This is a genomic window from Bacillus cereus group sp. MG1, from assembly GCF_040460035.1.
Lineage (GTDB): Bacteria > Bacillota > Bacilli > Bacillales > Bacillaceae_G > Bacillus_A > Bacillus_A cereus.
This window is the reverse complement of sequence record NZ_JARVGY010000008.1, coordinates 1-22,075: the sequence shown is the minus strand read 5'-3', so window position 1 is coordinate 22,075 and position 22,075 is coordinate 1. Positions and strand designations below refer to the sequence as shown.

Here is a 22,075-nt window from a genome sequence, read left to right as displayed (position 1 = left end):
AAAAAGTGACCGTATATACGATCACTTCCCTGCGAATTTAAAAAGAGCCATTATCCCACCGGTGATAATAGCCCCAACTACTGTAGTACCAATCCAAAACACTAACTTATCTAATCGATCAATTCTTAAATGAGCACTTTTCGCTGACTGCTGCGCTTCAATTGCAACATCCTTAACATTACCAAGTGTATCTAGTTTGGTTTCCACTCTGGTTAATCCAACTAATAATTCTTTAAAGTCATCATTTTTTTGTTCTGACATTTATTCAGCCTCCTTTTATGCTGCGAAATAACTTGGGTCCATTCCAAATATCTCTGCAATATCTTCTTCACTTCTATCCTTCAGATAAGATTCAGTCGTTGAAATATCAGAATGATTAGCGAGTGATTTTAATTTTTCAAGTGGAACACCTTGTACTTTTAAATTATCTAATCTGCTATGGCGGAAACAGTGAGGATTCATTTTAAATTCCTTCCCTTCCTTTTTGTTCAGCATCTTAGCAAATATATCGCACCAATAATTAAATACACTCTTGTTCAATCTCTTTCTCTCACCATTCTTATACACACGCACAAACAAATCTGGAATAGTATCCTTACCTCGCTGATTTATATATAAACGAATGCATTTCTGCACCCGGTGATTGTAATATAATCTAAACTTCTTACCCCGTTTTCCTCGTACCACATTTGTATAATATTGTTCTGTCAGCCCTTCTTTTTGAACCTGGTATACCTCATTCTTTCTAGCTGCACTGTAATAAGAAAGTGCTAAATACGTTGCTAACATATATCTTTCTTGTGCTATTAGCTCATCGATTAACCACTCAATTTGTTCTTCTGTTATAAAAGTGATTTCTCTAACTGGATTCTTAGGTAAACCACGTACCCGTGAACCTACATTAAATTCATAATCATAGTCATCATCATCCGCACAAAACTCTAACGCGGACCTTAATGCACTCATTAATCCGTTCACACGAGCATTAGACATCCTCATATCTTGAAAAATAATAGATAAATTTCGAATATCTTTACGCGTTAAATCAATAAGATTTTTATTTCCGAAGTGTTGATGTATTAGAAACAAAATAATTCGTAAATCCCAACCGTATTGCTTTAAAGTGCTTGCCGCTTTTCCTTGTGCTTTCTTTTCAATCAGAAAATCTTTGACTAGGTTTTTATTTCCTTGGCTAACATGCTTTTCGTAAATTGCTTGGTCTACTATTCGTTTCACACTAATCATCTCCTCAAAATAAAGAGAAGCGATATCGCCCCTCTTGATCTATGATTTGAATTTATTCAAAGCCGTACTTTGCGCAAAATAAAAAACAGCTTATGGCTGCTCTGGTTTCTCATTTATTAATTGTTGTACTAATACCTTTAATTCATCAATTTCAGCTTTCATTGAAACTTTCTCAAGTTTTTCTGCTTCAAGTTGTTCTTTAAGAGTGTCAACTTCCTGCTTCCACATACCGTGGTCAAATTGAAGATTTTTAACTTTAAAGTCAACTTCTTGTATTGCTTGAATAGAAATTGCAACCGAGCTATAAAGTGTTACAGCGTCTTTTTGTGGTGTGGTGAATACATCGTCAGAGTCCTCCGCAATCATACCGTAATTAATTGGTAGTGTAATAGATTCCCCTGACTCGAAGCGTTCAACATCTCTTATAAAGTGATACTGTTTGATGTTTACAGAGTTGATTTTATCTAAAGCAGAGAATGGAAGGTCTTCTATGTCCGTTTTAAGCGTACGAGAAGAATTAGGGATAAATTCTTGCGCCCACATACGTCCTGTAGCAGATATATTTTCTTTAGCTCGCAGTGTTCTTAATTCTATATCTTTCCATCCTTGGCCCATCATATCTTTAATCTGTAATCCGTTGTTATAACCTTGTACAAAACTTGATCTTATCATTGCATTACCCATGATTAAATCATGATCGGTGGCGCCGTTTATGAAATGTATTTTATAGTCACTGCCTTTTCTTTTGAAAGTAAACTGCCCCGCGTTATTTGTAAAAATATGCGGCTCAGTTGTAGTTACAGAGAAGTAACCATATCCTGGAGCCCATCCTTCAGATTCAAAAATAATATTATTCAAGTTTTGAAAACGAAATTGTCCATCTGAATATACGCTCAGATGTCCACCGTCATTATGCATTTGAATATAGTTTGACCAAATATTAGTTCCTTCTGCATTTTCTCCTTTAGAAATCCCAAATTTTGCATATGCTTTAGAAGGTTGATCGACTCCATTACTTCGCGGCATGACTTGATAAATATAAAATGATCCTGTACCAGCGTATTTTCTATTATCAGAACCAAGGACTAATGAAGGTTGAATACTTCCATCATTTGTTTCCATAAATCCTATATAACCACGTGGCTTATCTAAATCAAAAATCTTCATGTCTTGTTTATTTATTTCAACAAATCTGTTTCCACTCGTTTTAAGTGTTACTCCTTCTAAAACTTTTCCTTTGATATGATTTGCTGTAATAAAACCTACTAAGTTAATTCTGTTCGCATTCAAAGTAATGTTTTCTTTACTCATATTGAATGCTGCGATTACATCATTTTCTTTTACTGATATACTAACACCCTTTTCAGTTAACTGAAGACGGGTTTCCATATCTCTTACATAAGATGATGTGGCAAATTGCCCATTTGCTTGTTCTTTTGTATATACCTCTGTCTTTTTAGCCGAAGCATTGATACCCTGTTCATTGATAGTAAAGCGGTTATCAATCAAAGTCATTTTTTGATTAAATTGCTCAGTTGCAAGTTTGTTAGCTAATTCGCCCAATAAATCTTGATTATTTTTATTAACTGTTTGCTTCAACTCAGGTATCTTAAATCCAGCAACATAATCCTCTACTTGTTTAAGCTCCACTTTACCTTCAAGTGCTTTCGCAGTATTTTCCCAACCAGCTTTCGCCTCTTGTAATTGTCTTCCTTGTTCTGTCTGCGTATTTTGTATGAAAGAGACATTTTGTTTAATGGTAGTTGCATCTTTTTCTACAGTAGCAACACGCTTATCAAATCCGGCTTGGTTATCCTGCACCTTAGTTACAGTAGATTTTACACCATCCACACTTTGCTCTAATTCATATGTTGACTTGCTGAAGTCTGTTGGAACAGAACCCTTTTCTAGTTTAGCTTTCTTGAAACGAAACCTTTTCCCTTTAGATGCTTCATTTCTAGCAAAACGAATTCTAAATCCCCAACCAGTAGCACGAACATCGATTTTAAACGTCCATGACTCACGACGCCAGTCTTTAGCTGGCACAGGCTTTTGTACTGACTCACTCCACGATCCGTTGATGTATTGGAATAAAATAAAATCTAAAAGCACATCATTTTGAATGTCTAAAGATATTGTTATATCTTTCCCTTTTTCAAAGTCTCCTATCTTAGTATTATCTAGATGGAATTGATAAAAGGCGTCTGTATGATCTTGACATTCAATCGCTACGTATTCGCCAGGCTGAACAAATGATGTAACTTTATTCAACACCGCGCCACCAATCATCCCGATTGTTTGAGGTCTTTCGTTTGGGCCTGTATTGATTAGCCAGTTTTCAACGCCTACAGTACGAGCCTCAACCTGTTCTAACTTTGTCGAGATTTTCCCAGCTTCTGCTTTAATTTCAGTTGTAACTTTGATAAATTCGTTACTGTCTGCCTGGTCTTCAGGTGCAGGTCTCCACGGATAAACTTTTTTAGTTAACGATAGCATAGGTGAAGTTTGTTGGTATAAAGCGCCTTTAGGTATTGATTCAGCTTCGAATCTATATACAACATTTGGATCAGCGGCATCAGATCCGACTGGAATTGTTACCGAAACTCTTTTCCATTCTCCATTAACTGTTGTTTTACCAGCACTGTTAGGAAAGAATACTTGTGTAGATTCCCCACCTATCATTCTAGCTGTTACAGAAAATGTTACAGTATCACCAATTTTTATTTTCCCTCGCTTGATTAATTCACTGGGTTTAACGGCTATACCTTGCCATTCTGTATCAGTTTGCGCGATAGCATTCCCATTGTACGTGTCCTTAATAACAGATAGGCGAGCACCTTTTAAAGATAATTCTTCGTTAGTTGTTAACGTCTTAGTTCCTCTTACAAGGTTGATAACATCATCATCAAGGTTATTTACATTCTTTTCGATTCGTTCGATGGTTTGCTTTGTTCCATTTGCATCTTCTTCAACTTTATTTAACTTTTGAATTGTTTGTGATGACGTTTTGTTGATTTGTTCAATGGAACTGGAAATACCGTTAATGTTTTGTTCTGTTTTTACTACACGATCTGTAATACCGTTTTGATCTTTTTTAATATCGGATACAGTACTTTGTAGCCCTTCAACGCCTTTTGTAGTCTCAACGATTGTTTTGTTCATATCTTCTTGAGTACCTTGTATACGTGTGATTGTTTCTTTAGTTGCCTCGTCACTTTCTTCAAGCGCCTTAGTTACCTGACTGACTCTTTCTTGTTCTCCTTTAACAGCATTGAAGTCTTTTTGTAGATTGTCTGCTTTCGTTTCAGCTTCTTTAACTCTAGCATCTAGCTTTTCCGCACTAGCATTAATATCTTTTGTCACCTGTTCCAACGTTTCTTTCTTAACTGAATCAACATCAGGTACGACCGATTCCCAAGCTGCGCCTGTCCATATTTTCAAAATACCAGGCTTTCCATTGCTAATATCACGCCAAAGTGTCTTATAAGGTCTAAGCCCTGTTGTCGGTGGATTCTTTGCTTCAATGATGTCTACCGTGTTATTTTTAAGATTCTCTTGTACTTTTTCAGCCAATGTTTTCGCTGCTTCGGATTCTTTCTTAGCATCACTAGCTGTTTCATTTGCATCTTTCACTAATTTATCTAACTGATCCAGTATTTCTTGTTTCTCACCGAATTTACTAAGGATTCGATTGTAAATCTTTTTTAATTCCTCGTTCGGATCAGTAAGTTCACGATAATCACCAAACACATATTTATCCTGTGTAGGATCCGTAAAAGATTCATCACCAGCAATTACACGTGCTTCTAGGTATAACTTAGGAGTGAAGCCTGTATCTTTGATTCGGATTGTATCACCCTCGTTAATTAGTTCATGTGCTAGTCCGAAAATACGTCCAATCGATTGTGCTTCTACTACATAAGAAACGGAAGTATTGACTCGTTTCCTTAATTCTGTTTTCATGAGAGTCATAAGCCGCTCTGGTGTCATATTTTGATCTTCTGTTTCTGGAGTGTAGAAACCAAATTTATGTTTACCATGCGCATTCCATCGCTGAAATGCGTCATTATCGACGATGTAAGGTAGTCCTTTATTTATGCTCTCCACCGTGATAAGTTTGTCACCTTCACCTCGTACAAATCCGACAAGTGCTGTGCAAATATCTCTAGAATGTTCAATTCTTCTAACCTCAACTAAATCTTTTCCTAGAGTTACTTCCTTGCCAGTTTCTCGCCCTCGCTTCTTTATCATATCTACGTACCAGCCGGTAATCTTGGAACCCATTACTTCGACGCGATATTGGATTTCTAACTCAAACAAAGAAGCAATTTTCTTTAAAAAAGTGAGAGGATCAATAAATTCGTCGATAGTCATAGTGTGGAATGAAGAATAATCCGTTATTCCACGTTGCCATTTTGAATCGGCAAGAGCGATATCAATAAACGTATTAACTGTTTCGCTCTCTATACGTTGAGGTTTAATAATCCCATCTTTCGCTATTTGAACCCAAGCACCAGACGAGTGTACAGTTAAAGATCTATCATTTGAATCTTTTTCTACTTCATTGTTAATAACATACGGAACAATGCGACCATCTCGTACTTCCTTTAAAACCAAGTTCTGCTGTTGTAATGTAATTGCATGTGGAGTGCCGTCAAAAGTTGTAAAATCAAATATATCAATGTTATTTTTGATTTCCCAATGACGGTTATCAGCCCAGTAATCTTTTGGTTGAATAGCTGATATAATTTGATCTGTTTTAAAATCAACAACATGAAGTAATCCACTTGGTGTTCTCATCTAAAACGCTCCCTATATGTAACCTTTGCTGTTCCAATATCAGATGGCATAATTTCGATTATATTAGCACCTTTATTAATAACAGGAAAATTACTGAAAAACTCTTTTATGTTAATCGCGTTTTTCCCTTCAATACTGACGTGAGTGTTCTCTGTATCGATCACTACTTTATCACCAACATCGAATATATAAGGTGGTGTATTTTGATTATTTAAATTTACTTTCCAAAATTTCAAATCAGAAACTGTCATCGCTTCTACTGGTGGTACATCTTGCCACTGCATGATACTAATCTGGATTTGAGCTGCTTTTTCCATATGCTTATTGTCTTTATCAGTCCATCTCGCAAAGCGTTCTGAACCATCTTTTTCTGTTCCAGGAAGAAATTTTGAAATATAAGCCTCCCATACATTTCCGGTCCTAGCAATCCACAACCTACCATAATACTGATTCCATGTATTTGGATAATCACCACTCTCATAAATTAAACCTGTTTTTCCTGGTTTGTTATCGTATCCAATAACCATCGTTCCAAAATTTTGTTCGGCTTGCCAATAGAGATCGTTCATGGCAATTTTTGAAAGAACTTTACTGTTTTCATCGAGTATCGCTATCTCAACTCGTCCCATTTCATTGATTTTCTTGCTCTTACAAGTAACGTAAGCTTGCATGATAAAATCTTCTACTGGGCCACCAGGGATACTTTTTTTAACAGCTGCACCGTGCCATCCTTTTCCCGTTCCAAAATCAGAACAATAAAATTGATATTTATCTGATTTCATTTCACCAACCGGTTCCCCATCTTCCATTGAGCTGACTTTACTCCATCCGACCGTAGTGGCCATTTCATCCCATATAAGCCTTTGATTCCTTTCTACAGGCTTTTCCACAGTTTTTAGCGGCATCCCAATACGAAAATAATCTCGATCACTTAAAGATACCCCACCAAACCATACATCTAAAAAAGTGTTCGGTTTCGTAATTTCAATCTCAATTATAGGATTAGAATGAACAGTACCTTTATTTTGAACATTTGCTATTAACCCACGTCCATCCATTTCAAATTCTACCGTTTTAGTAGGTCCTAACTTATATGGCATTTCACAAACAAAAGTAAGGACTCCTTCTCCTAAATTCACTAATTGCTGTGGGTCAAACGATTCATCAATAAGGGCCAAATACGTGCGATCTTTTTCATCATCAAAGATCAGTTCTTGAGGTTGATCTGTAATAAGCCAATTAGCTATTTCTTCCTTTAACTTTTCAGCCTCTTCCATAGATTCATAAAATAATGCAACCGGTATAATTATTTTTCTCATTTTTGTTTGTGTTCTTATCAAACGCCCACCTGGATAGTGAGGGACTTCAAGGAATGTACGTTCCAAAGGAGCCCATGCAGGGCGTTTTTTACCCTGCAATGGGATTACATTTGAATTTCTTTTCCCGTTAAAACTAAAGAAACTGATTCCAGTCATATCATCACCTACCTAAAATACTTTCAATCTTTCTTTCTCGCTTTCTTGAAACTTACTAACATCTGAGTAGATTTCCTTTGCTATTTCTCTGCCGTTTAAATTAACTTGCAAAATAGTTGGACCTTGTGATGCATATTGTTGTGCTCCAGCTTGTTGAGTTAATGGTAGAGACCCCATTATTCCGTTAGCAATCGCGTCGAATGTTTGTTTGCGAAGCGGTAAAACTGTTTCATCATATCCTCTTGCATCACCAACACCAATCAATGTCGGATTACCCGGTTTAATTAAAGCGCCATTCGCTGCCCATTTGACGTCGAAAGATGGCAAACCTTCATCAGCCCAACGCGCTGGGTTTAATGATCCGTTTATATTAATCTTCGGAACAGGAATATGAACACCACTAAACATGTTCTTAACGCCTGTTTTGATTTTATCAATCCACTCCATAACACCTTCCCAAGCATTTTTAAATGGGGTTGCGATTGCATCTTTCACTTTTCCGAATACTTCTTTTATCACTGTAAGGGTGTCTCCTGAGCTTTTAAAAATACCCTCGAACATGTCAGAGAATACCTTCTTTACACCATCCCAAGCTTCTCCAAACAGCCCTTTCATTTTGCTGCCTATTTTGCCAATGATGCCAAGTACCTTTCCAACACCCCATATTTGAATGAAATTCCAAATGAATTCCCATGCTCCTGATAAAATCTGTTTAATGGCATCCCATACGCCGGTCCAATCACCAGTCAGCAAGGAAGAAAATAGTTTAATTGTCCCTAAGATGATATCTAAGGCCCCATTTATAACGCCTTTTATGTTTCCCCATACATCTTCAATAATGAATAGAACAACAGGCATTACAAATTCAATAATGCCTTTTATAAGATCAAATGCATTTTTTACAGCTTGGACAATCTGATCCCCGTTTTCTTTCCAAAACGCCGCAATCTTTGCTATAATCCCGTTCACAAATGACATCACATCTGTTAATAAAGGCATTAAGTAAGGAGCTATTGTATTGAATACACCTTTAATAAAATCCCAAGTAGCCCCGATTATTCCCATAATTACAGGAGCAGCAGCTGAGATTAGAGATTGTACATTTTCTATAAAACTACTTAATTGGGCATGTACATCCTGAACGAACATGATAATATCCACTTTTTGTTCTGGAGAAAACCCTAACTTATCCAATAAATTACTAGCAGCTCCCCAATCACCAGATACGAGAGCTTTCATAGTTTCTACACCATATTGCACTGCCGCTGTAGTTTCTTGTATAAACTGAATTGCATTAGCTGAAAACCCTAGTTTAGTAAGGATGTCATAACCTTCAACTAGCGCATTCCTATCCCCAGTTGCAGCAATCCAGAATTGCTCGATAGCAGCGCCAACTTGTTGGATGATTCCAATTGCATCACGAAGTGGTTCGAATACTTTATTCATCGCTTCTTGACGTTGGCGAGTTTGCTCAATACCCTGTTGAAGTTTCTGGTATTCAACTTCAGATTGGTCGAGGATTTTATTGGCTTCTTCTTGAGTCATGGTCCCTTCCTCGACCTTCATTTTTAACTCTTCTTTTTTCTGAGCTAACATACCATCGGCATTCATCATATCTTCAGCGTGCTTCTTAGATAAAGCAAGTTTTTCATTATACTCTTCTTGCGTTATCTTCCCTTTTTTGAGATTCATATCAAGAATGGCTTTAGATTGAGCTAACTGCTGATCAGTTTGTTGCATTAGCTTAGCTGCTTCAACAGCTCTACCAGATGGATCAAGCCAGTCAGTAAGAGATTTAACAGCACTATTTGTTCCGTTTGTCATTGCAACAAGTGCTGGTTCAACATGCGAGAAAACAACAAGTCCTAAATTTTCTAATTGTGATTTAACGCCATCAACTGCACCTGATAAGTTATTTGCCATTGTTTCAGCCATAACCTTTGCAGAGCCTTCAGCAGTTTCGAGGGTATTTACCATATCATCAAAGGCAGGTTTACCACCTTTAATAACTTGAATCCATCCTGCATACGCTTCTTCACCGAAGATTGCTTTTGCAGCAGCGATTTGTTGAGCGTCAGTTAACTTCCCGAACCCATCGTGTAATTGACCGATAATTTCATTCATTGGTTTTAAATTACCTTGTGAATCCTTTACAGTTACATTTAATGCTGATAATGATTTAGCTGCTTCTTTCGGCGGGGCAGCTAAACGAGATAATCCGGCACGTAATGCAGTACCAGCCATAGAAGCTTTGATACCGTTATTTGCAAATATTTGAGCAATTGCTGCCGTTTGTTCGATGTTTAAACCGAATGTAGCAGCTACAGGAGCTGCGTATTTCATGGTCTCGCCGAGTTGTTCAACATTTAAGTTGGCAGTCGCTTGGGCTAACGCGAATACATCGGCCGCTCTTCCTGCTTCAGAAGCCTTCATTCCGAATGGTGTCATTGTATCTGTTACGATATCAGAAGCCTTTGCAAGGTCTAATGCACCAGCAGTTGCTAAATCAAGTAGTGGTTTACTAGCTGCAATCATTTGGTTAGAATCCCAACCTGCGAGAGCCATATATTCATAGGCCTCGGCTACGTTGGTAGCAGACCATCTGGTATCAGCACCAAGTTTACGAGCGTTAGCCCCAAGCTCAGCCATTTGTAGTCCGTTCGAACGCGAAAGAGCTTCTACCTTTGACATTTGTTTTGTGTACTCAGAACCAACATGAACTACACCAGCAACTGCGGCACCGACACCGACAGCGATGCCGACTAATCCGCCCATAGCTATAGCAGCTCCACCAACAGAAGAACCTAAACCAGCTGCCGCAGCACCAACTTGACCAAATCCACGACCTAAGATACCTGTGGTCCTTTGCCCGCTTCTTTCTGCATTAGCCAATCCTCTTTGTAACTGATCATCCTTTAAGAAAATTGACCCAAACATCTTAAATAATTCCATTTATTCACCCGCCTTTCCGCGGATTTTTGCAACACGAGCAAACACTTCTTCTTTTGTGAGTTTCTGTTTCGGTGTTTGTTCGATTGAATCGTTGTATTGTTTTACCTGTTCTTGCGTTGGATTTTCGCGCTTATGTTTAAATTGAGGGAATGTTTCATTACAGTACGGTTGTAAGGCGCACCATTCTTCCCATAACATGCGGTCCATCTCTTTTTTCTTTGCGGTGAGATACAAATTAATAACTATTTCTGCATCCAAACTCTTTATGTACTCCATATTTGGATAGCGAGAAGCTAACGTATCGATGAAGTCTATTTCATCAAGTTCACCGCATTGGAAAAAAGCTTAACCAATCCAACTTCTGAATCTTTAATTGCAGTAAACAACTTAACTAACTCTTCTAAATTTAAAGTTCGTATTGTTTCCCAATCTGGAGATGTTTTTTTATCATTTTCATCTTCATGAACTAAAAGTCCAGCTACAAATTCAAAGAATTCTTGTTCCGCTTCTTCTAATCCGAAAATAAACTTCATGATAATGTCGTACCCAAAAGTCTCTTGTGCAGCTAATACATCAGCTTGTGTTGCGCCTTCTTTATTTCGTACGCCCGTCATTAAATCTTTAAGTAAGTTAATATCAACCTTAAATTTCGATTTCTTCAAAATACGAACTACAGAAAATAAATCTCCGCCATGAATTTGTCTCACTTTGTATTCTTTTTCTTGAATTGCAATAGTCACATTTATTCCTCCTTAAAATAAAAAGAGCAGGGATTTTCCCTACTCTTTAACCTGCTGGTATTAATTCTGTCTGTTGCTGTTAAAATACGTTTTTTCCATGGTACTTTTCGAATGTTTTCTGGATCACGATGTCCTGTGAATGTCACTTCTGGAACAACTTCACTTTCGTTTTCAAATCCTAGCTCTAATGAACCGTCAGATAATGCGTTATATACGATAATTTCAACGATATCTCCACCTAAAGTTTCGCCAACCCATGCTACGTTTTTAAGATAGCTATCTTTTGTTAGACGTTCTGTAGCTTCAATCACGTCGTACTTAATTGTTTTCCCGTCTTTTGTAACAGTCTCTTCTGATACTTTTAAACCCGCAATAAAATTTTTGATTTTTTCTTTATCCAAAAATTCAAGTGTCTTAAAACTAATTTGAGTTTTTGATTTTGTAATACGTTTCATCCCCATAGTGTCACCTGGAGAACCATCATATTCAATCTCTTTAAACTCTGGTTCGTATTTAAATGAGCCACCGCCTTGTGTAGCGCCTACAGGAAGTTCGTCTTTTTCTCCATAATTAAAGAAAAATGCACCCCAATCTCCGAATAGGACATTCTCTGGTTTTGGTTGTGGAGCTGCCATATAATCAACCCTTTCTATTGTTTAAAATAAGTTCGTAAAATGAATCGCACTTCTTTGCGTCTAATATTCGGGTCTGGATCAGGTACTTTCTGACTTGAAAGATAAGAAATAGCAGCACCAAATTCAGCGCTGCTTAATCTTTTTCTATGAAGATTGTTTTCTAGTTTCATAATCAGTTCATCTATTTTACTAAGATGAGCAGAAGTACCGTAAATATCAATTGTAAGCATGATATTCTTCCGTCCCCATGGTTCTTTATCATCGTTAACTGTATACACCAGATAAGGCATTTCAGCCGTTGTTTTCGCGATTTCATAGTACGTGTCTTTATGAATCTTTTTCAATTCACTGTGTAATGTATTTATAAAGTCATTCATGGTATCTACCTCATTAATGACGAATAGGTTCGTGTTGCAGCTTGCGTAATCATCGGTTTATTATTCTCCGCTGCAGGTCTAAGGAATGGTTGAGCATGTTGCCCTTGCGTTTTAACCATTTTCCCCGTTTTTGGGTCACGGTACATCCATGGAGTTTTCCTCCCGTCACCATCAACCGCATAGACTCCTGTGCCCTTCTCGACGTATATGCCATAGTCAGCGGATGTACCAATAACAACCTTTTCTAGTTCCGCTTTAGAACTAATACTGCTTCTTAAATTTCCAGTATCTACAGCAGCTAATAGTTTGGCTTTAGAACTAACAAATTGACCAACAGCAGTATGAGCCGCTTTCTTTGCAGCTAAATGCCTTGCCATAACAGCAGCTCTATTTGATTGGAATTTCATGCTCATATGGCAACATCTCCAATTCTATTTGAAAAAATCTACCTGCATTCATTGGATCACCGGGATAAGTAACGCTGTATACTTTATTATCAATAACTAATCTATCTTGAATAGTTACGTCAAATGGAAAACAGTAAAAGAAATGTGTACTTTCCTCTTCTACTTTCTTATTACGTGCATCCTTTGTCCCTTGAATGGCATCTAGTACACCTTTTACAGTGTTTATTACTCTCCATTCTTCTGTAGGATATGGTCCATCATCAGAACCATCATTACGAAGTACTGAAGCATCTTTACCAAACTTACGAATCATCGATTGAATCATAAGACACGTAGCCTCACTTTCAGCCCTTTCGTAATACTAGCAGGATAATCTCCAATATCATCATAAGTAACAGAGTAGTTACCTAATGATTCACTTTTCTTCCCTTCTCTCTCCTGTTCCTTATACTGATGAATCACCATTTTGGAAATAATACCAGGATAAGCAGGAGGAAACTCAGGTATTTTTCTATTCGTATACTCAGCAACCACAAGCATTGTATCTTCAATATCCACTAATAGATTTTCAGGTTTTTCATTAGGCAGCTTTATTTGTACACGCTTTAAAATTTCTATTTTCATATCCATCTAATCACCTACTTGTGTAAATGAAAAAGATGAAAGGCTTATTAAGCCCCTCATCCTGCTGGTGGTGCAGTTGGTGTAGTTGGTACGATTGTAGCCGTAAGCACTGCTAGTGATTCTTGACGAAGAATATCTCCACCATAAACCATAAGGCCACGAATACCATCAGCAAATGCACCTTGTAGACGCATTGCTTCTGTTTCATCTAATTGTTTACCATACCCAATAGCGGATTTATGAAGTCCAAGAATTTTATATTTACCACCAGATCCATGAACTTCTTCAGACACAACGATTTGTGAACCGTTGATAATTTGACCTTCAACAATACCATTTTCTAACACGACAGGTTGTTTAGTAAAACGGTCATCCTTAGATAACAATCCAAGAACTTGAGAGTTAATAATTGTGAAGCGTTCAGTTTTAGGTACTTTTTTAATGTTTAAAATTGTATTTAAGTCAACGATATAGTCGTAAGCGTTTTTTTGGTGTTAATTCAATTGGAGATTTATCGCTACCGATTAAGTGTTCCTTAAGAGCTTCTGCATACTTACCTAAAATAAAGGTATCAACTGTTTTCCTGAAGTACCGCGCCAGCTTCTTGTGTATGCGGATCGATTAAATTACCTGCTGCTTGTACTGCATCTACATCATCTACTTTGAACGCAAAGTACTTTTTCTGATCCATATTAAGTTCTACTTTAGAAGGATTCGTGTCATCCCATTCTACTTTTCCTTCATAATCTTTTACATTTACTGCCCCGACGCGGTTGAAGATAATTTTGTTACCTTCGATTTTTGTTGGTTTTGTTGTGATTAAATCAGCGATAGAACGCTTGTGGAAGTTCGCCATTAAACGCGCTTCCCAAATTGTTGGAATAAAAGTTGCTACTGACATATATTAATTCCTCCTCATTATTTCCATGTTTTCATATCTTTTTGGATTTGATCCCAGTTTTCGTTAATTTCAGACTGGTTCATTGTTGCTACTTGTTGACGAGTAAACACAGCGCCACTACCAGAACCGGCATAGACTTCGCGCCCTGCTGCTTTAAACTTCTCTGCTACTTTAGCTTCTAATGAAGTATTGAATAACTCATTAAGCTTCGCCACACGACTTTTTGTGTCATCTGCATCAGCACCGATAACAAAGTCCACAAATTTGAGGTCTAATCCTACTTCTGATAACGCCTCAGTTGCAGCCCACTGCATTTCTTTTTGGTGTAATACCTTTTCTCGTTCATCATTTTGCTCTTGGAGTTGTTTCATTTCGTATTCCGCTTTTTCTTGAGCGGTCATAGAAGCAGGGTGTTTGGTCATCTGGTGGCGTATCATCCTGCAGGTGGTGTTGGATCAGAAAAGAATTGCAGATTTGATAAACGTAATGGTAATTTCGTTACTTCCTTTTCTTTAAAAAAACTGTAACTGCTTATGTTTTTTGTAAAATATTCATCATTTTTCCTCCTTTGAGTTCCTATGAATACGCCCTATTAAGTTCATAATCTATAAGCCCTCAAGTGTTTTTATTTGTATTATTCAACAATCATCCAATCTTCAGCTAAAATATCAGATACACTTGGAACCCACATCGCATGAGTGCCATCAGCACAACGTAATTGCAAGTAAGGTTCGTACCTTAAATAAATCACCTTCATTTAATCCCCAAGCTTCTGCCGTTTGTTTATTACAAGGAATTCCATCAGGATATCCTTTTTTGATAAAACAGCAAACATATTCTTACCGTTTCCAACCTTTTACGTGACAACCTTATTGCCACTTTTCATTAATTCGAGTGCTTTTTCCAAAATTCATTATTTCTAGACCGTCCTTCCATTCTTCATAACTAACTGCTGTAATAACTTCATTCCTACCTGTTTGTCGGGTTTTCTAGCCCTTTCTCTCAATAAATGGACTAACATCCGCTACTTTCCGTAATGAAAAGTAACAGCGGCAGCGTACAACCTCTTTAGCAGGTAAATTACTATCGTGTGGATATTCACAACTATAACCACCAACTTTAAATAATCCTTTAAAAACGGTACTTTTTGATGGTCTGCTGCTTGGGTGAGTAGGGACGTGTACGTTTATCTAATGTAGAAATCCAAATCTTCTCCATTGATACACCTTCGTCAAAAAGCTTGCGAGGCACTGTCATAAGTACCTAAGTTTTTGTACTCTAGCACTTTCTGTCCATGCAACCATTTGTGCTTTCTTCGCATCCCCATCAAGAATAGGCTTAATACGATTAGCCATTACCGCATTACCCTTCACCTTTTCTAAGGGCCGATGGATAGTTCTTTTACGTATTCGGCTAATTATCTGTGGCTCGATGAGTACTTAACCTTTTGATTGAGTGTCCATTTTATCGATAGGCATTTGTAACCGCTCGCTTAATGACGTTCGGGTCAATCAGCCCATATGAAAAGGGATACACCAACCTCTTTTTCGATAAGATAACTCGTATAATAAAAAGACTCCCCCATATTGAGTGGAGAGTGTTTCATTGAGAGTTTTCTTTTTCTCATAAGTTATTTCATTAATAACTTGCTGTAGTTCACTTTGCAGGTTCTTGTATCGATTAAATCGACGCATTTTCCTGCATACTTAACTGCTCATTTTATCGCATATTTTAGCATAATAAAAAGCCAGTATTCCTCTGACTTCTTCCAAAGCATCTTTATACAGGTAGAGAATCGCCTTTTCCAGCTCGTCCTCTATCTTTTGGAGGTGTTTTCTGCTTCTTGTCCCATTCCATCGTTTTCACCGCCTTTATGTACAGTGGTCTAAATCGATAGAATCAACCCTCTTCTTCCTTCATCTTTTGTAAATTCTGCCTTTGGATCAGGAATAACAGATAACATAGATAATCGTGTTTCTTCGCTTATTAAACCCTGTAATTTAGACTGAACATCAGCTTCATCAGATAAGTTTGCTGGAAGGTTACGTGTAAATTGGAACGTCATGCAAAGGTAATCTAATTCTTCTTTATTTGAGCGTAAATTCCAAGCGTCGAATAGTAACTTAAATTTGTTGTCGCAATGACTTAGTGAATTTCATTTCTAATGTACCGGATTTTTTGTTTCTAACGATAGCAACTTATAACGAATAGCAACACCAGTAAGGTTACCACCAAACGATTCATCAGAAAGGTTCACATGCTTCGTGAATCGGCATATATTCTTTTCTAACCTGTCTAGATGATGTTCTAAAAATGTTGTCATTAAGGTCCTTAGTTAAAAAAATTAGCCTCGCCATTCTCGCCTACAATCCAGAGCTCCAGTTTGTTTTTAATTTCTCAATGGTATCATCATCTATATCCACACCCTTTGAAAATCATATAAGCCAAACGGAACTGCTCAATCTCACTATTTACATCAGAGAGCCCCTATCATATCCCTCAGATAAGAGAAATAGCTTTTATCGACATCCCCTGCAATTCTTCATTGTTAGGAAATCCGATAAGTGGGTACAACCTTTGTATAAATTAGTAATTCGATTTGTTTTCTTTCAACTTATCTAAATCTTCACCAGTGTACTCAATGATTTGCGTATCATTGTAAAATTCCACTTTGTATCCGTCCTTTGAAATCATCACCATCGATTACTTTGATTGGATAGCAGCGGATAGCGTATTTAGGCTCTGCAATGCTTGAATTAGTAAGAAATATTGCTTCATAAGGTTTGATATTCATAACCTTTTCAATTCCTTCTTTGTCATGGTAAAGCAGTCTCGCTCCATAACCGCAAATAGAAGCAAACTTTCCTGTTTCCGCGTCAGCATCTTCGGTATGATTCGATTTTAAAAAGTCTTGGATACGCTTCAATACTTCCTCGTCTTCATGATCTAGACTGTATGAAATAGGCAATCCGAACATATATCCTATTTTTGTATCAATAATTTCAGAAAAGAAATCATTGTTTAGCTTGTTGTTAACCTTGTCCTTATTCCCATCACCTTTAAACTCACGTGTGAATATAGGTACGCCTTTCTCACTTGCTTTGTAACGCTCATACCTATTTATCATGCGTTGTTTTAGTGGTTCAAACTCATCAATAATCTTTTTGAGTAGCTTAGGTGTGGGTTCACCATTTTCTTCATCCAGTAACGGAATGTAGTGTTCAAACATCGTCTCACCTCCTTAATAGATTGACTTAACAGCTTTCGCTTTGTTATTAGTTACCACGACTGTATTTACAAAATAACGATCACCATCCATCTGGTGGTCATTTTCTTTATTCGGTTTATCTTCACCACGAGCTGTAGCTTTTTCATCCCAAGTATAAGAAGCGTATTCACGAAATGTTTCTTTACAGCAGTCGTTGTATTTTATTTTCTCTTCATTCAGTAGTCTCGCTACATTACGTATACCATCTATAACTTCATTCTTAGCTTTAATAACCTTTGAAACGATTCTTCTTTAATAAAGCGATAAATGAAGCCGCTGAAGGGTCAACTATAATCCCACGAATAGAAATTTCTCCGACAAATTCTTTTAGATCATCCAGATACTCATCATCAGTTTTTTGTTGCGAGTTCTTACGACCGTCATAATGATATTCTTTTGTTTAGTACCATATACCATCACATAAGCCCCATAATCCATATGTCATAGGGTTTTGTGTACCATAGTCACAAGATACATAATACTTCTCGTATTCTCTTTCTTTTGTTTTTACAACATGTTTTTCTTTATTAAACATGTCATATACAATGCCTTCTGCAAGCACCCACAGTCCTAAAATGAATCGTTGGAAGAAAACTCCGCTATACATGCGATAGTATCTTTGCTTCACTTTTTCAGATAAAGAAAGATTATCGTCCATTGTAAAATGAATATGTAGCAGGTTCTTGTCTTCCTTATTATCTATCCATTCGAGTTTGAACCAATGATACGGACCGGCAGGGTTACAGTTAAACCAATACTTTGAGCCTTCGATAGAACATCGTCCTGTTGCCTGGTTTACAAAGCTCTGTGGCATAAGAGCAACTTCATCAAAAAACATACCAGCTAATGTAATACCTTGGATAAGTTCTTGTGATGATTCGTCCTTACCACCGAATATATAGAAATGATTTGTGTGGCCATCTTTGCTAATAGTAAGCATATTATCTGATAGATGGTCCTTCACTTTATATTTACGCGATTTCAACATTTTCTTTAATGGAGTAATTACGTTACGTCGCAGGGATCCAATTGTTTTACCTGCCATACCTAAATTCTCTCCATTAAATGTTTCTGTTCCCCACATAACATAAGAAAGAGCCATCGATACAGTTTTGCCAGCACGAATAGAACCATCGCATATAATGCCGTCATGCTCCTTCACAGGTGAATCTTTTCTCCACCAAGTAAGTACTTGTAATTGTTTCTTAGAGAATGGTCTGAATTTAAAAGGAGCAGGTTTAAGTTTCATCTTCCCACACCTCTGCTGTTTTACCTTCTAATGCATCGATAAATCCATCATCTTCATACTCTTCACCTTCATCACCTTTAATGCGAGAAGTATCTGCTTTAATTTTATCAATTTGAGCTTTTTGCACTTCCATCTGTATTTTGTGGCGTTCTTCTTCGATTTTCCGTTTGAAATTGTCAGGTACCAAATCAAAGTACTGTGATAGTTTGTCCAGTGCTTTCATCTTGTCAGCAAGTTTTACTGACACACCATCTTTTCCAAGCTTTACTTCGGTTATTATAGAACCATCAACCATATCAGCCTCATGCAAGTCTACATAATTGATAATACGAGTTATTTCATTACCCGCTTCATCCTTCATAGGGCCGAACATCCCCATTACAGGAACTTCCTTCTGCCCAAAGGTCACATAGTTAGTAATGTCAGCAAAAGCAATCTTAATGTACTCTTTTAGTACATCCATCGCTTCTACAAATACATTCTCGACTAACTCACCTTTAAGTTCTTTTATATAAGAGGCAACGCGTTCACGTCTTAATAATCGGCTAGCTTGTACATGAGCACCATCTTTGGAGTAACCAGCCTTTAACGCAGCTTGTGTACCATTGAAGTATTTCACATAATACAAACAAAAGAGCCGTTCCTTTTCGGTCAGCTCTTCATCCTCTAAAATCTCTTTTAATTTTTCTTTCGTTTTGGGATTTTTAACATTGGTAACGCTCCTTTTTGCAATAGTAACGTTACCATTCATTTGCTCATCCCATTTATCTTGTGATTTCCACTTTCTGATTTGCGAAGGTTTGAGATTTAACTCTGCTGCAATATCAACTAATGGCTTCTCACCTTTACTTGCTTTATATATTTCGAATGCTTTATCTCTATCTGGGCTACGTTGTCTAGCCATAACCACCACCTCGCGGTAATCCCTAATTTATTTTACGAAAGATTCAAATTACTCTTTTATAAATATGTCCAAGTTGCTATAATAGAGTTAACATTGTCATCTGGAAAAGTAATTCGTCCCCAATACGAGTTACTTTTCCTTTTTTTATGGCTACTTTTCTAAGAATTCATCCAACGTTTTACCAAGCAAACTAATCATCGCTTCTCTCTTTTGCTTTGGTGTTGTATTATCTTGCATTTCATTAAAGATAGGAAGTACACTTTCTAATTTCTTTTTATCGATGCGTTCATTTACAACGTCCTGTCCTAACATTGAAATAAATGTACCAATTACAACAGCTTGTTCTTGTTTATCTAGTTTCATTTATCTCACTCCCTTTAATTACGCCACATTTGATTGAATCAGCTGTATGTTCGACAATAGATTCCGCTACAACTCTTCCATCTAATGAAACTCCAACTTTACAATCCATAGGAATAGATTTACTATCGTTACTCTTCTTAATTATTTCAGATTGTTTATTTATTAATTGAACATGAGTTATATCCGCTTTCGTTGCTAATTCCTCTTCGAACATAGTTACTTTTCTTGTTAATCCTTCAATCGTTCGTTGTAATCCAGTAACTTGTATTCTTAATTCAACAATTTCAGTTTTCATTTGGTAGTTTTGATTATCCATCCTTCATCCTCCTCCAAAATAAAAAATAGCACTTATTCCAGCGCTAACATTTCTTTCTCGTGCATTTCTTCTAATAATAGCCACAGCATAAAGTAACCTTGTGCACCAGCGACTTTTCTAATGAATTGATATTGTTCTTCCGGTTTACTAACTAATGATCTAGAAACCTTATAAATATTTTCTTTTACTGTCTTCCAATCAATCGCACCTAATTCCTTATGCATATCTGTACACCATATTCTCGATAAGATAAAACGCATACCTAGAACAGCATTAGAAGCATTGATTTTAGAATTGTTAGCATTCACATGTCTTTTGACATCATCGGAGATTTCATCAAAATCAAGTTTGAATGTTTCGCATATAGGACTAAGATACTTAAAACTTATTTCATTAATATCCTGTTCCATTACCATCACTCCCTCCAAAATAAAAAGCAGTATTTAATCGTTTACATCAGAAACAAATTCTTGCGATACATCTTCTGCTTCACAATAGACATCTAGGTCGGTCCAATAATTTTCATCATAACGATATTCTTGTAAGTGATCTGTAGGCCATCCTATTTTTTTATGCCTAGCAAGAACTTCATCATAATCTTTATTTCTAGCGTCTTCTCTAAATCTTCTGGAAGCTAGCTCTTCTGCTCTCTCGTGGTTTTCCGCAATGACATACACATGTATTTGGCTATATCCTGTATATCCATTCGTCACATAATAAAGATTCATTTTCTTTCTTTTCTTCATATATCGCTTCTTTTTCATAAAAACCACTCCAAAAAGAATCTTATTTTGAAAAATCCATAACGAAAACTAATTTATGCAGGGAAATGAATAGACCTAACAGTTTTAGTTTACATAATAGTTATTATATGACAGTCATTAACATGGGAAATACGCATGGTTGAGCGATTCTTGTTTTATACCGTTATACAGTTTTTATACATCGTTGATTTAACAGCATTCTTATTAATCGTTAACCCTAATTTCTTGCATAAACTTCACTATGTTAACTATCTGTATTTTAATTTAAAATTACCCAGTCATTTGCTAACATATCCGTTTGGGATGCGAGCCAGCCAACAACAATTGTATTTTGTGCAGTCTTCATTGCAATGGTATCAACAAATGAAGGTTCTACCCCTACATACTCGCCGTATCCATATCCTAATCCCTTAGACAATTTATTACCTTCAATAAGATACAAAAACATATTTTTACCGTTCCATCCTTCACGAGCTACGTTTTTCCCTTGCACTAGTGCCACTATCGCTTGTCCAAAACTCATTATTCAACAACCTCCCAATCTTCTGCTAACATATCAGCTTGGTACGCTTGAGCGGGTACAACCCCACCATTATCCTTTAATACAGCGAATATCATATCGTGAGTTTGAAATTCCCTTACATATCCAGCGTTCAGTTCTTCTTTTACCTCTGGATTCTTGGAGAGAAACCAATATCCACCCCAAATAGACCTTTTTACTTTTTTACCTTGTTTCAACGCTTCTAGAGCTTGACCGAAATTCATTATTATTTCCTCCTCTATTTCCGTTCATTGTGTCCATTTGTTTTCTAAAATGCAACACGTTTGCGCTTATCTTTCCTTAACAACAAACAAGACGCCCCCAGATCACGGAAGCGCCTACGATAATTGCTATTGGTTTAATTAAAACTGTCGCACTCTAATACTCTCATTTTCTTGAATTTTAGAAACGGATTCGGCAATCGTCCCCCCATTTAAGGTGACAGGAACACTCATCATTCCAGCACTCACTATTCCTCCCCGCGCTAAACCTGAAAATTTATTAGTCAATTTCT

Annotated in this window: 21 protein-coding genes and 4 pseudogenes; all 25 read right to left on the bottom strand. The window is 36.9% G+C overall.

Translation table 11 applies throughout. The annotated features are described in order from the left end of the window. Nucleotides 1-21: 21 nt before the first annotated feature. Complete coding sequence (locus QCI79_RS34400) at nt 22-261, bottom strand: hemolysin XhlA family protein (RefSeq protein ID WP_016090409.1); 240 nt, start codon at nt 259-261, stop codon at nt 22-24. Between the two features lie 15 nt (nt 262-276). Next, complete coding sequence (locus QCI79_RS34395; protein ID WP_016090410.1) at nt 277-1,236, bottom strand: tyrosine-type recombinase/integrase; 960 nt, start codon at nt 1,234-1,236, stop codon at nt 277-279. A gap of 99 nt (nt 1,237-1,335) precedes the next feature. Next, nucleotides 1,336-6,045: a phage tail spike protein gene (locus QCI79_RS34390; protein WP_016049862.1), complete on the bottom strand. Its 4,710-nt coding sequence runs from the start codon at nt 6,043-6,045 to the stop codon at nt 1,336-1,338. Further along, nucleotides 6,042-7,511, bottom strand: a complete 1,470-nt coding sequence (locus tag QCI79_RS34385; RefSeq protein ID WP_031303574.1) for a distal tail protein Dit — start codon at nt 7,509-7,511, stop codon at nt 6,042-6,044. Before QCI79_RS34385 ends, QCI79_RS34390 begins: the two co-directional genes overlap by 4 nt. Before the next feature lie 21 nt (nt 7,512-7,532). Beyond that, nucleotides 7,533-10,472: a phage tail tape measure protein gene (locus tag QCI79_RS34380; RefSeq protein ID WP_016049860.1), complete on the bottom strand. Its 2,940-nt coding sequence runs from the start codon at nt 10,470-10,472 to the stop codon at nt 7,533-7,535. Then, nucleotides 10,473-10,730 carry a hypothetical protein gene (locus QCI79_RS34375; protein WP_016090412.1) on the bottom strand — a complete coding sequence of 86 codons (258 nt, stop codon included), beginning with the start codon at nt 10,728-10,730 and terminating at the stop codon, nt 10,473-10,475. 53 nt (nt 10,731-10,783) lie between these two features. Further along, entirely contained in the window at nt 10,784-11,212 is a 429-nt protein-coding gene (locus tag QCI79_RS34370; RefSeq protein ID WP_016049858.1) for a hypothetical protein, read from the bottom strand. Nucleotides 11,213-11,214: 2 nt separating this feature from the next. After that, nucleotides 11,215-11,847 (bottom strand): hypothetical protein, encoded by a 633-nt coding sequence (locus tag QCI79_RS34365; protein ID WP_353842280.1) that lies wholly within the window; start codon nt 11,845-11,847, stop codon nt 11,215-11,217. A gap of 14 nt (nt 11,848-11,861) precedes the next feature. Then, nucleotides 11,862-12,224 carry a hypothetical protein gene (locus QCI79_RS34360; protein ID WP_016049856.1) on the bottom strand — a complete coding sequence of 121 codons (363 nt, stop codon included), beginning with the start codon at nt 12,222-12,224 and terminating at the stop codon, nt 11,862-11,864. A 5-nt stretch (nt 12,225-12,229) separates the two neighbouring features. Then, entirely contained in the window at nt 12,230-12,637 is a 408-nt protein-coding gene (locus QCI79_RS34355; RefSeq protein WP_016049855.1) for an HK97-gp10 family putative phage morphogenesis protein, read from the bottom strand. Continuing rightward, entirely contained in the window at nt 12,612-12,956 is a 345-nt protein-coding gene (locus QCI79_RS34350; protein WP_016049854.1) for a head-tail adaptor protein, read from the bottom strand. The genes QCI79_RS34355 and QCI79_RS34350 overlap by 26 nt, the downstream gene beginning before the upstream one ends. Continuing rightward, complete coding sequence (locus QCI79_RS34345) at nt 12,953-13,261, bottom strand: head-tail connector protein (RefSeq protein ID WP_016049853.1); 309 nt, start codon at nt 13,259-13,261, stop codon at nt 12,953-12,955. Before QCI79_RS34345 ends, QCI79_RS34350 begins: the two co-directional genes overlap by 4 nt. Before the next feature lie 50 nt (nt 13,262-13,311). After that, nucleotides 13,312-14,156 (bottom strand): annotated as a pseudogene (locus tag QCI79_RS34340) (hypothetical protein). A gap of 17 nt (nt 14,157-14,173) precedes the next feature. Then, entirely contained in the window at nt 14,174-14,578 is a 405-nt protein-coding gene (locus QCI79_RS34335; protein WP_353842279.1) for a DUF4355 domain-containing protein, read from the bottom strand. 212 nt (nt 14,579-14,790) lie between these two features. Beyond that, nucleotides 14,791-15,070, bottom strand: a pseudogene (locus QCI79_RS35120) (DUF2829 domain-containing protein). Between the two features lie 971 nt (nt 15,071-16,041). After that, a pseudogene (locus tag QCI79_RS34320) lies at nt 16,042-16,479 on the bottom strand (phage portal protein). Nucleotides 16,480-16,809: 330 nt separating this feature from the next. Continuing rightward, complete coding sequence (locus QCI79_RS34315; protein WP_353842277.1) at nt 16,810-17,385, bottom strand: phage portal protein; 576 nt, start codon at nt 17,383-17,385, stop codon at nt 16,810-16,812. 12 nt (nt 17,386-17,397) lie between these two features. After that, nucleotides 17,398-18,673, bottom strand: a pseudogene (locus QCI79_RS34310) (PBSX family phage terminase large subunit). After that, complete coding sequence (locus tag QCI79_RS34305; RefSeq protein ID WP_016049846.1) at nt 18,663-19,577, bottom strand: terminase small subunit; 915 nt, start codon at nt 19,575-19,577, stop codon at nt 18,663-18,665. The pseudogene QCI79_RS34310 and the gene QCI79_RS34305 overlap by 11 nt, the downstream one beginning before the upstream one ends. A gap of 150 nt (nt 19,578-19,727) precedes the next feature. Further along, nucleotides 19,728-19,940: a hypothetical protein gene (locus QCI79_RS34300; RefSeq protein ID WP_000762692.1), complete on the bottom strand. Its 213-nt coding sequence runs from the start codon at nt 19,938-19,940 to the stop codon at nt 19,728-19,730. Continuing rightward, a complete protein-coding gene (locus tag QCI79_RS34295; RefSeq protein ID WP_016049845.1) occupies nt 19,927-20,256 on the bottom strand; it encodes a hypothetical protein in 330 nt (109 codons plus the stop codon). The genes QCI79_RS34300 and QCI79_RS34295 overlap by 14 nt, the downstream gene beginning before the upstream one ends. Nucleotides 20,257-20,288: 32 nt before the next feature. Then, nucleotides 20,289-20,666, bottom strand: coding sequence for a hypothetical protein (locus QCI79_RS34290; RefSeq protein ID WP_228220185.1), 378 nt, complete (start codon nt 20,664-20,666; stop codon nt 20,289-20,291). 33 nt (nt 20,667-20,699) lie between these two features. Beyond that, a complete protein-coding gene (locus QCI79_RS34285) occupies nt 20,700-21,020 on the bottom strand; it encodes a hypothetical protein (protein ID WP_016049873.1) in 321 nt (106 codons plus the stop codon). 259 nt (nt 21,021-21,279) lie between these two features. Beyond that, complete coding sequence (locus QCI79_RS34280) at nt 21,280-21,543, bottom strand: DUF2829 domain-containing protein (RefSeq protein WP_016049872.1); 264 nt, start codon at nt 21,541-21,543, stop codon at nt 21,280-21,282. Continuing rightward, nucleotides 21,543-21,785, bottom strand: coding sequence for a DUF2829 domain-containing protein (locus QCI79_RS34275; RefSeq protein WP_016049871.1), 243 nt, complete (start codon nt 21,783-21,785; stop codon nt 21,543-21,545). Before QCI79_RS34275 ends, QCI79_RS34280 begins: the two co-directional genes overlap by 1 nt. Nucleotides 21,786-22,075: the final 290 nt, after the last annotated feature.

Bases quoted from the DNA above. Each gene is read 5' to 3' on its own strand.
- QCI79_RS34400 (WP_016090409.1), bottom strand. From the start codon at position 261: ATGTCAGAACAAAAAAATGATGACTTTAAAGAATTATTAGTTGGATTA.
- QCI79_RS34390 (WP_016049862.1), bottom strand. From the start codon at position 6,045: ATGAGAACACCAAGTGGATTACTTCATGTTGTTGATTTTAAAACAGAT.
- QCI79_RS34380 (WP_016049860.1), bottom strand. From the start codon at position 10,472: ATGGAATTATTTAAGATGTTTGGGTCAATTTTCTTAAAGGATGATCAG.
- QCI79_RS34365 (WP_353842280.1), bottom strand. From the start codon at position 11,847: ATGGCAGCTCCACAACCAAAACCAGAGAATGTCCTATTCGGAGATTGG.
- QCI79_RS34360 (WP_016049856.1), bottom strand. From the start codon at position 12,224: ATGAATGACTTTATAAATACATTACACAGTGAATTGAAAAAGATTCAT.
- QCI79_RS34355 (WP_016049855.1), bottom strand. From the start codon at position 12,637: ATGAGCATGAAATTCCAATCAAATAGAGCTGCTGTTATGGCAAGGCAT.
- QCI79_RS34350 (WP_016049854.1), bottom strand. From the start codon at position 12,956: ATGATTCAATCGATGATTCGTAAGTTTGGTAAAGATGCTTCAGTACTT.
- QCI79_RS34345 (WP_016049853.1), bottom strand. From the start codon at position 13,261: ATGGATATGAAAATAGAAATTTTAAAGCGTGTACAAATAAAGCTGCCT.
- QCI79_RS34335 (WP_353842279.1), bottom strand. From the start codon at position 14,578: ATGACCAAACACCCTGCTTCTATGACCGCTCAAGAAAAAGCGGAATAC.
- QCI79_RS34315 (WP_353842277.1), bottom strand. From the start codon at position 17,385: ATGTTTGAACACTACATTCCGTTACTGGATGAAGAAAATGGTGAACCC.
- QCI79_RS34305 (WP_016049846.1), bottom strand. From the start codon at position 19,577: ATGGCTAGACAACGTAGCCCAGATAGAGATAAAGCATTCGAAATATAT.
- QCI79_RS34300 (WP_000762692.1), bottom strand. From the start codon at position 19,940: ATGAAACTAGATAAACAAGAACAAGCTGTTGTAATTGGTACATTTATT.
- QCI79_RS34295 (WP_016049845.1), bottom strand. From the start codon at position 20,256: ATGGATAATCAAAACTACCAAATGAAAACTGAAATTGTTGAATTAAGA.
- QCI79_RS34290 (WP_228220185.1), bottom strand. From the start codon at position 20,666: ATGGAACAGGATATTAATGAAATAAGTTTTAAGTATCTTAGTCCTATA.
- QCI79_RS34285 (WP_016049873.1), bottom strand. From the start codon at position 21,020: ATGAAAAAGAAGCGATATATGAAGAAAAGAAAGAAAATGAATCTTTAT.
- QCI79_RS34280 (WP_016049872.1), bottom strand. From the start codon at position 21,543: ATGAGTTTTGGACAAGCGATAGTGGCACTAGTGCAAGGGAAAAACGTA.
- QCI79_RS34275 (WP_016049871.1), bottom strand. From the start codon at position 21,785: ATGAATTTCGGTCAAGCTCTAGAAGCGTTGAAACAAGGTAAAAAAGTA.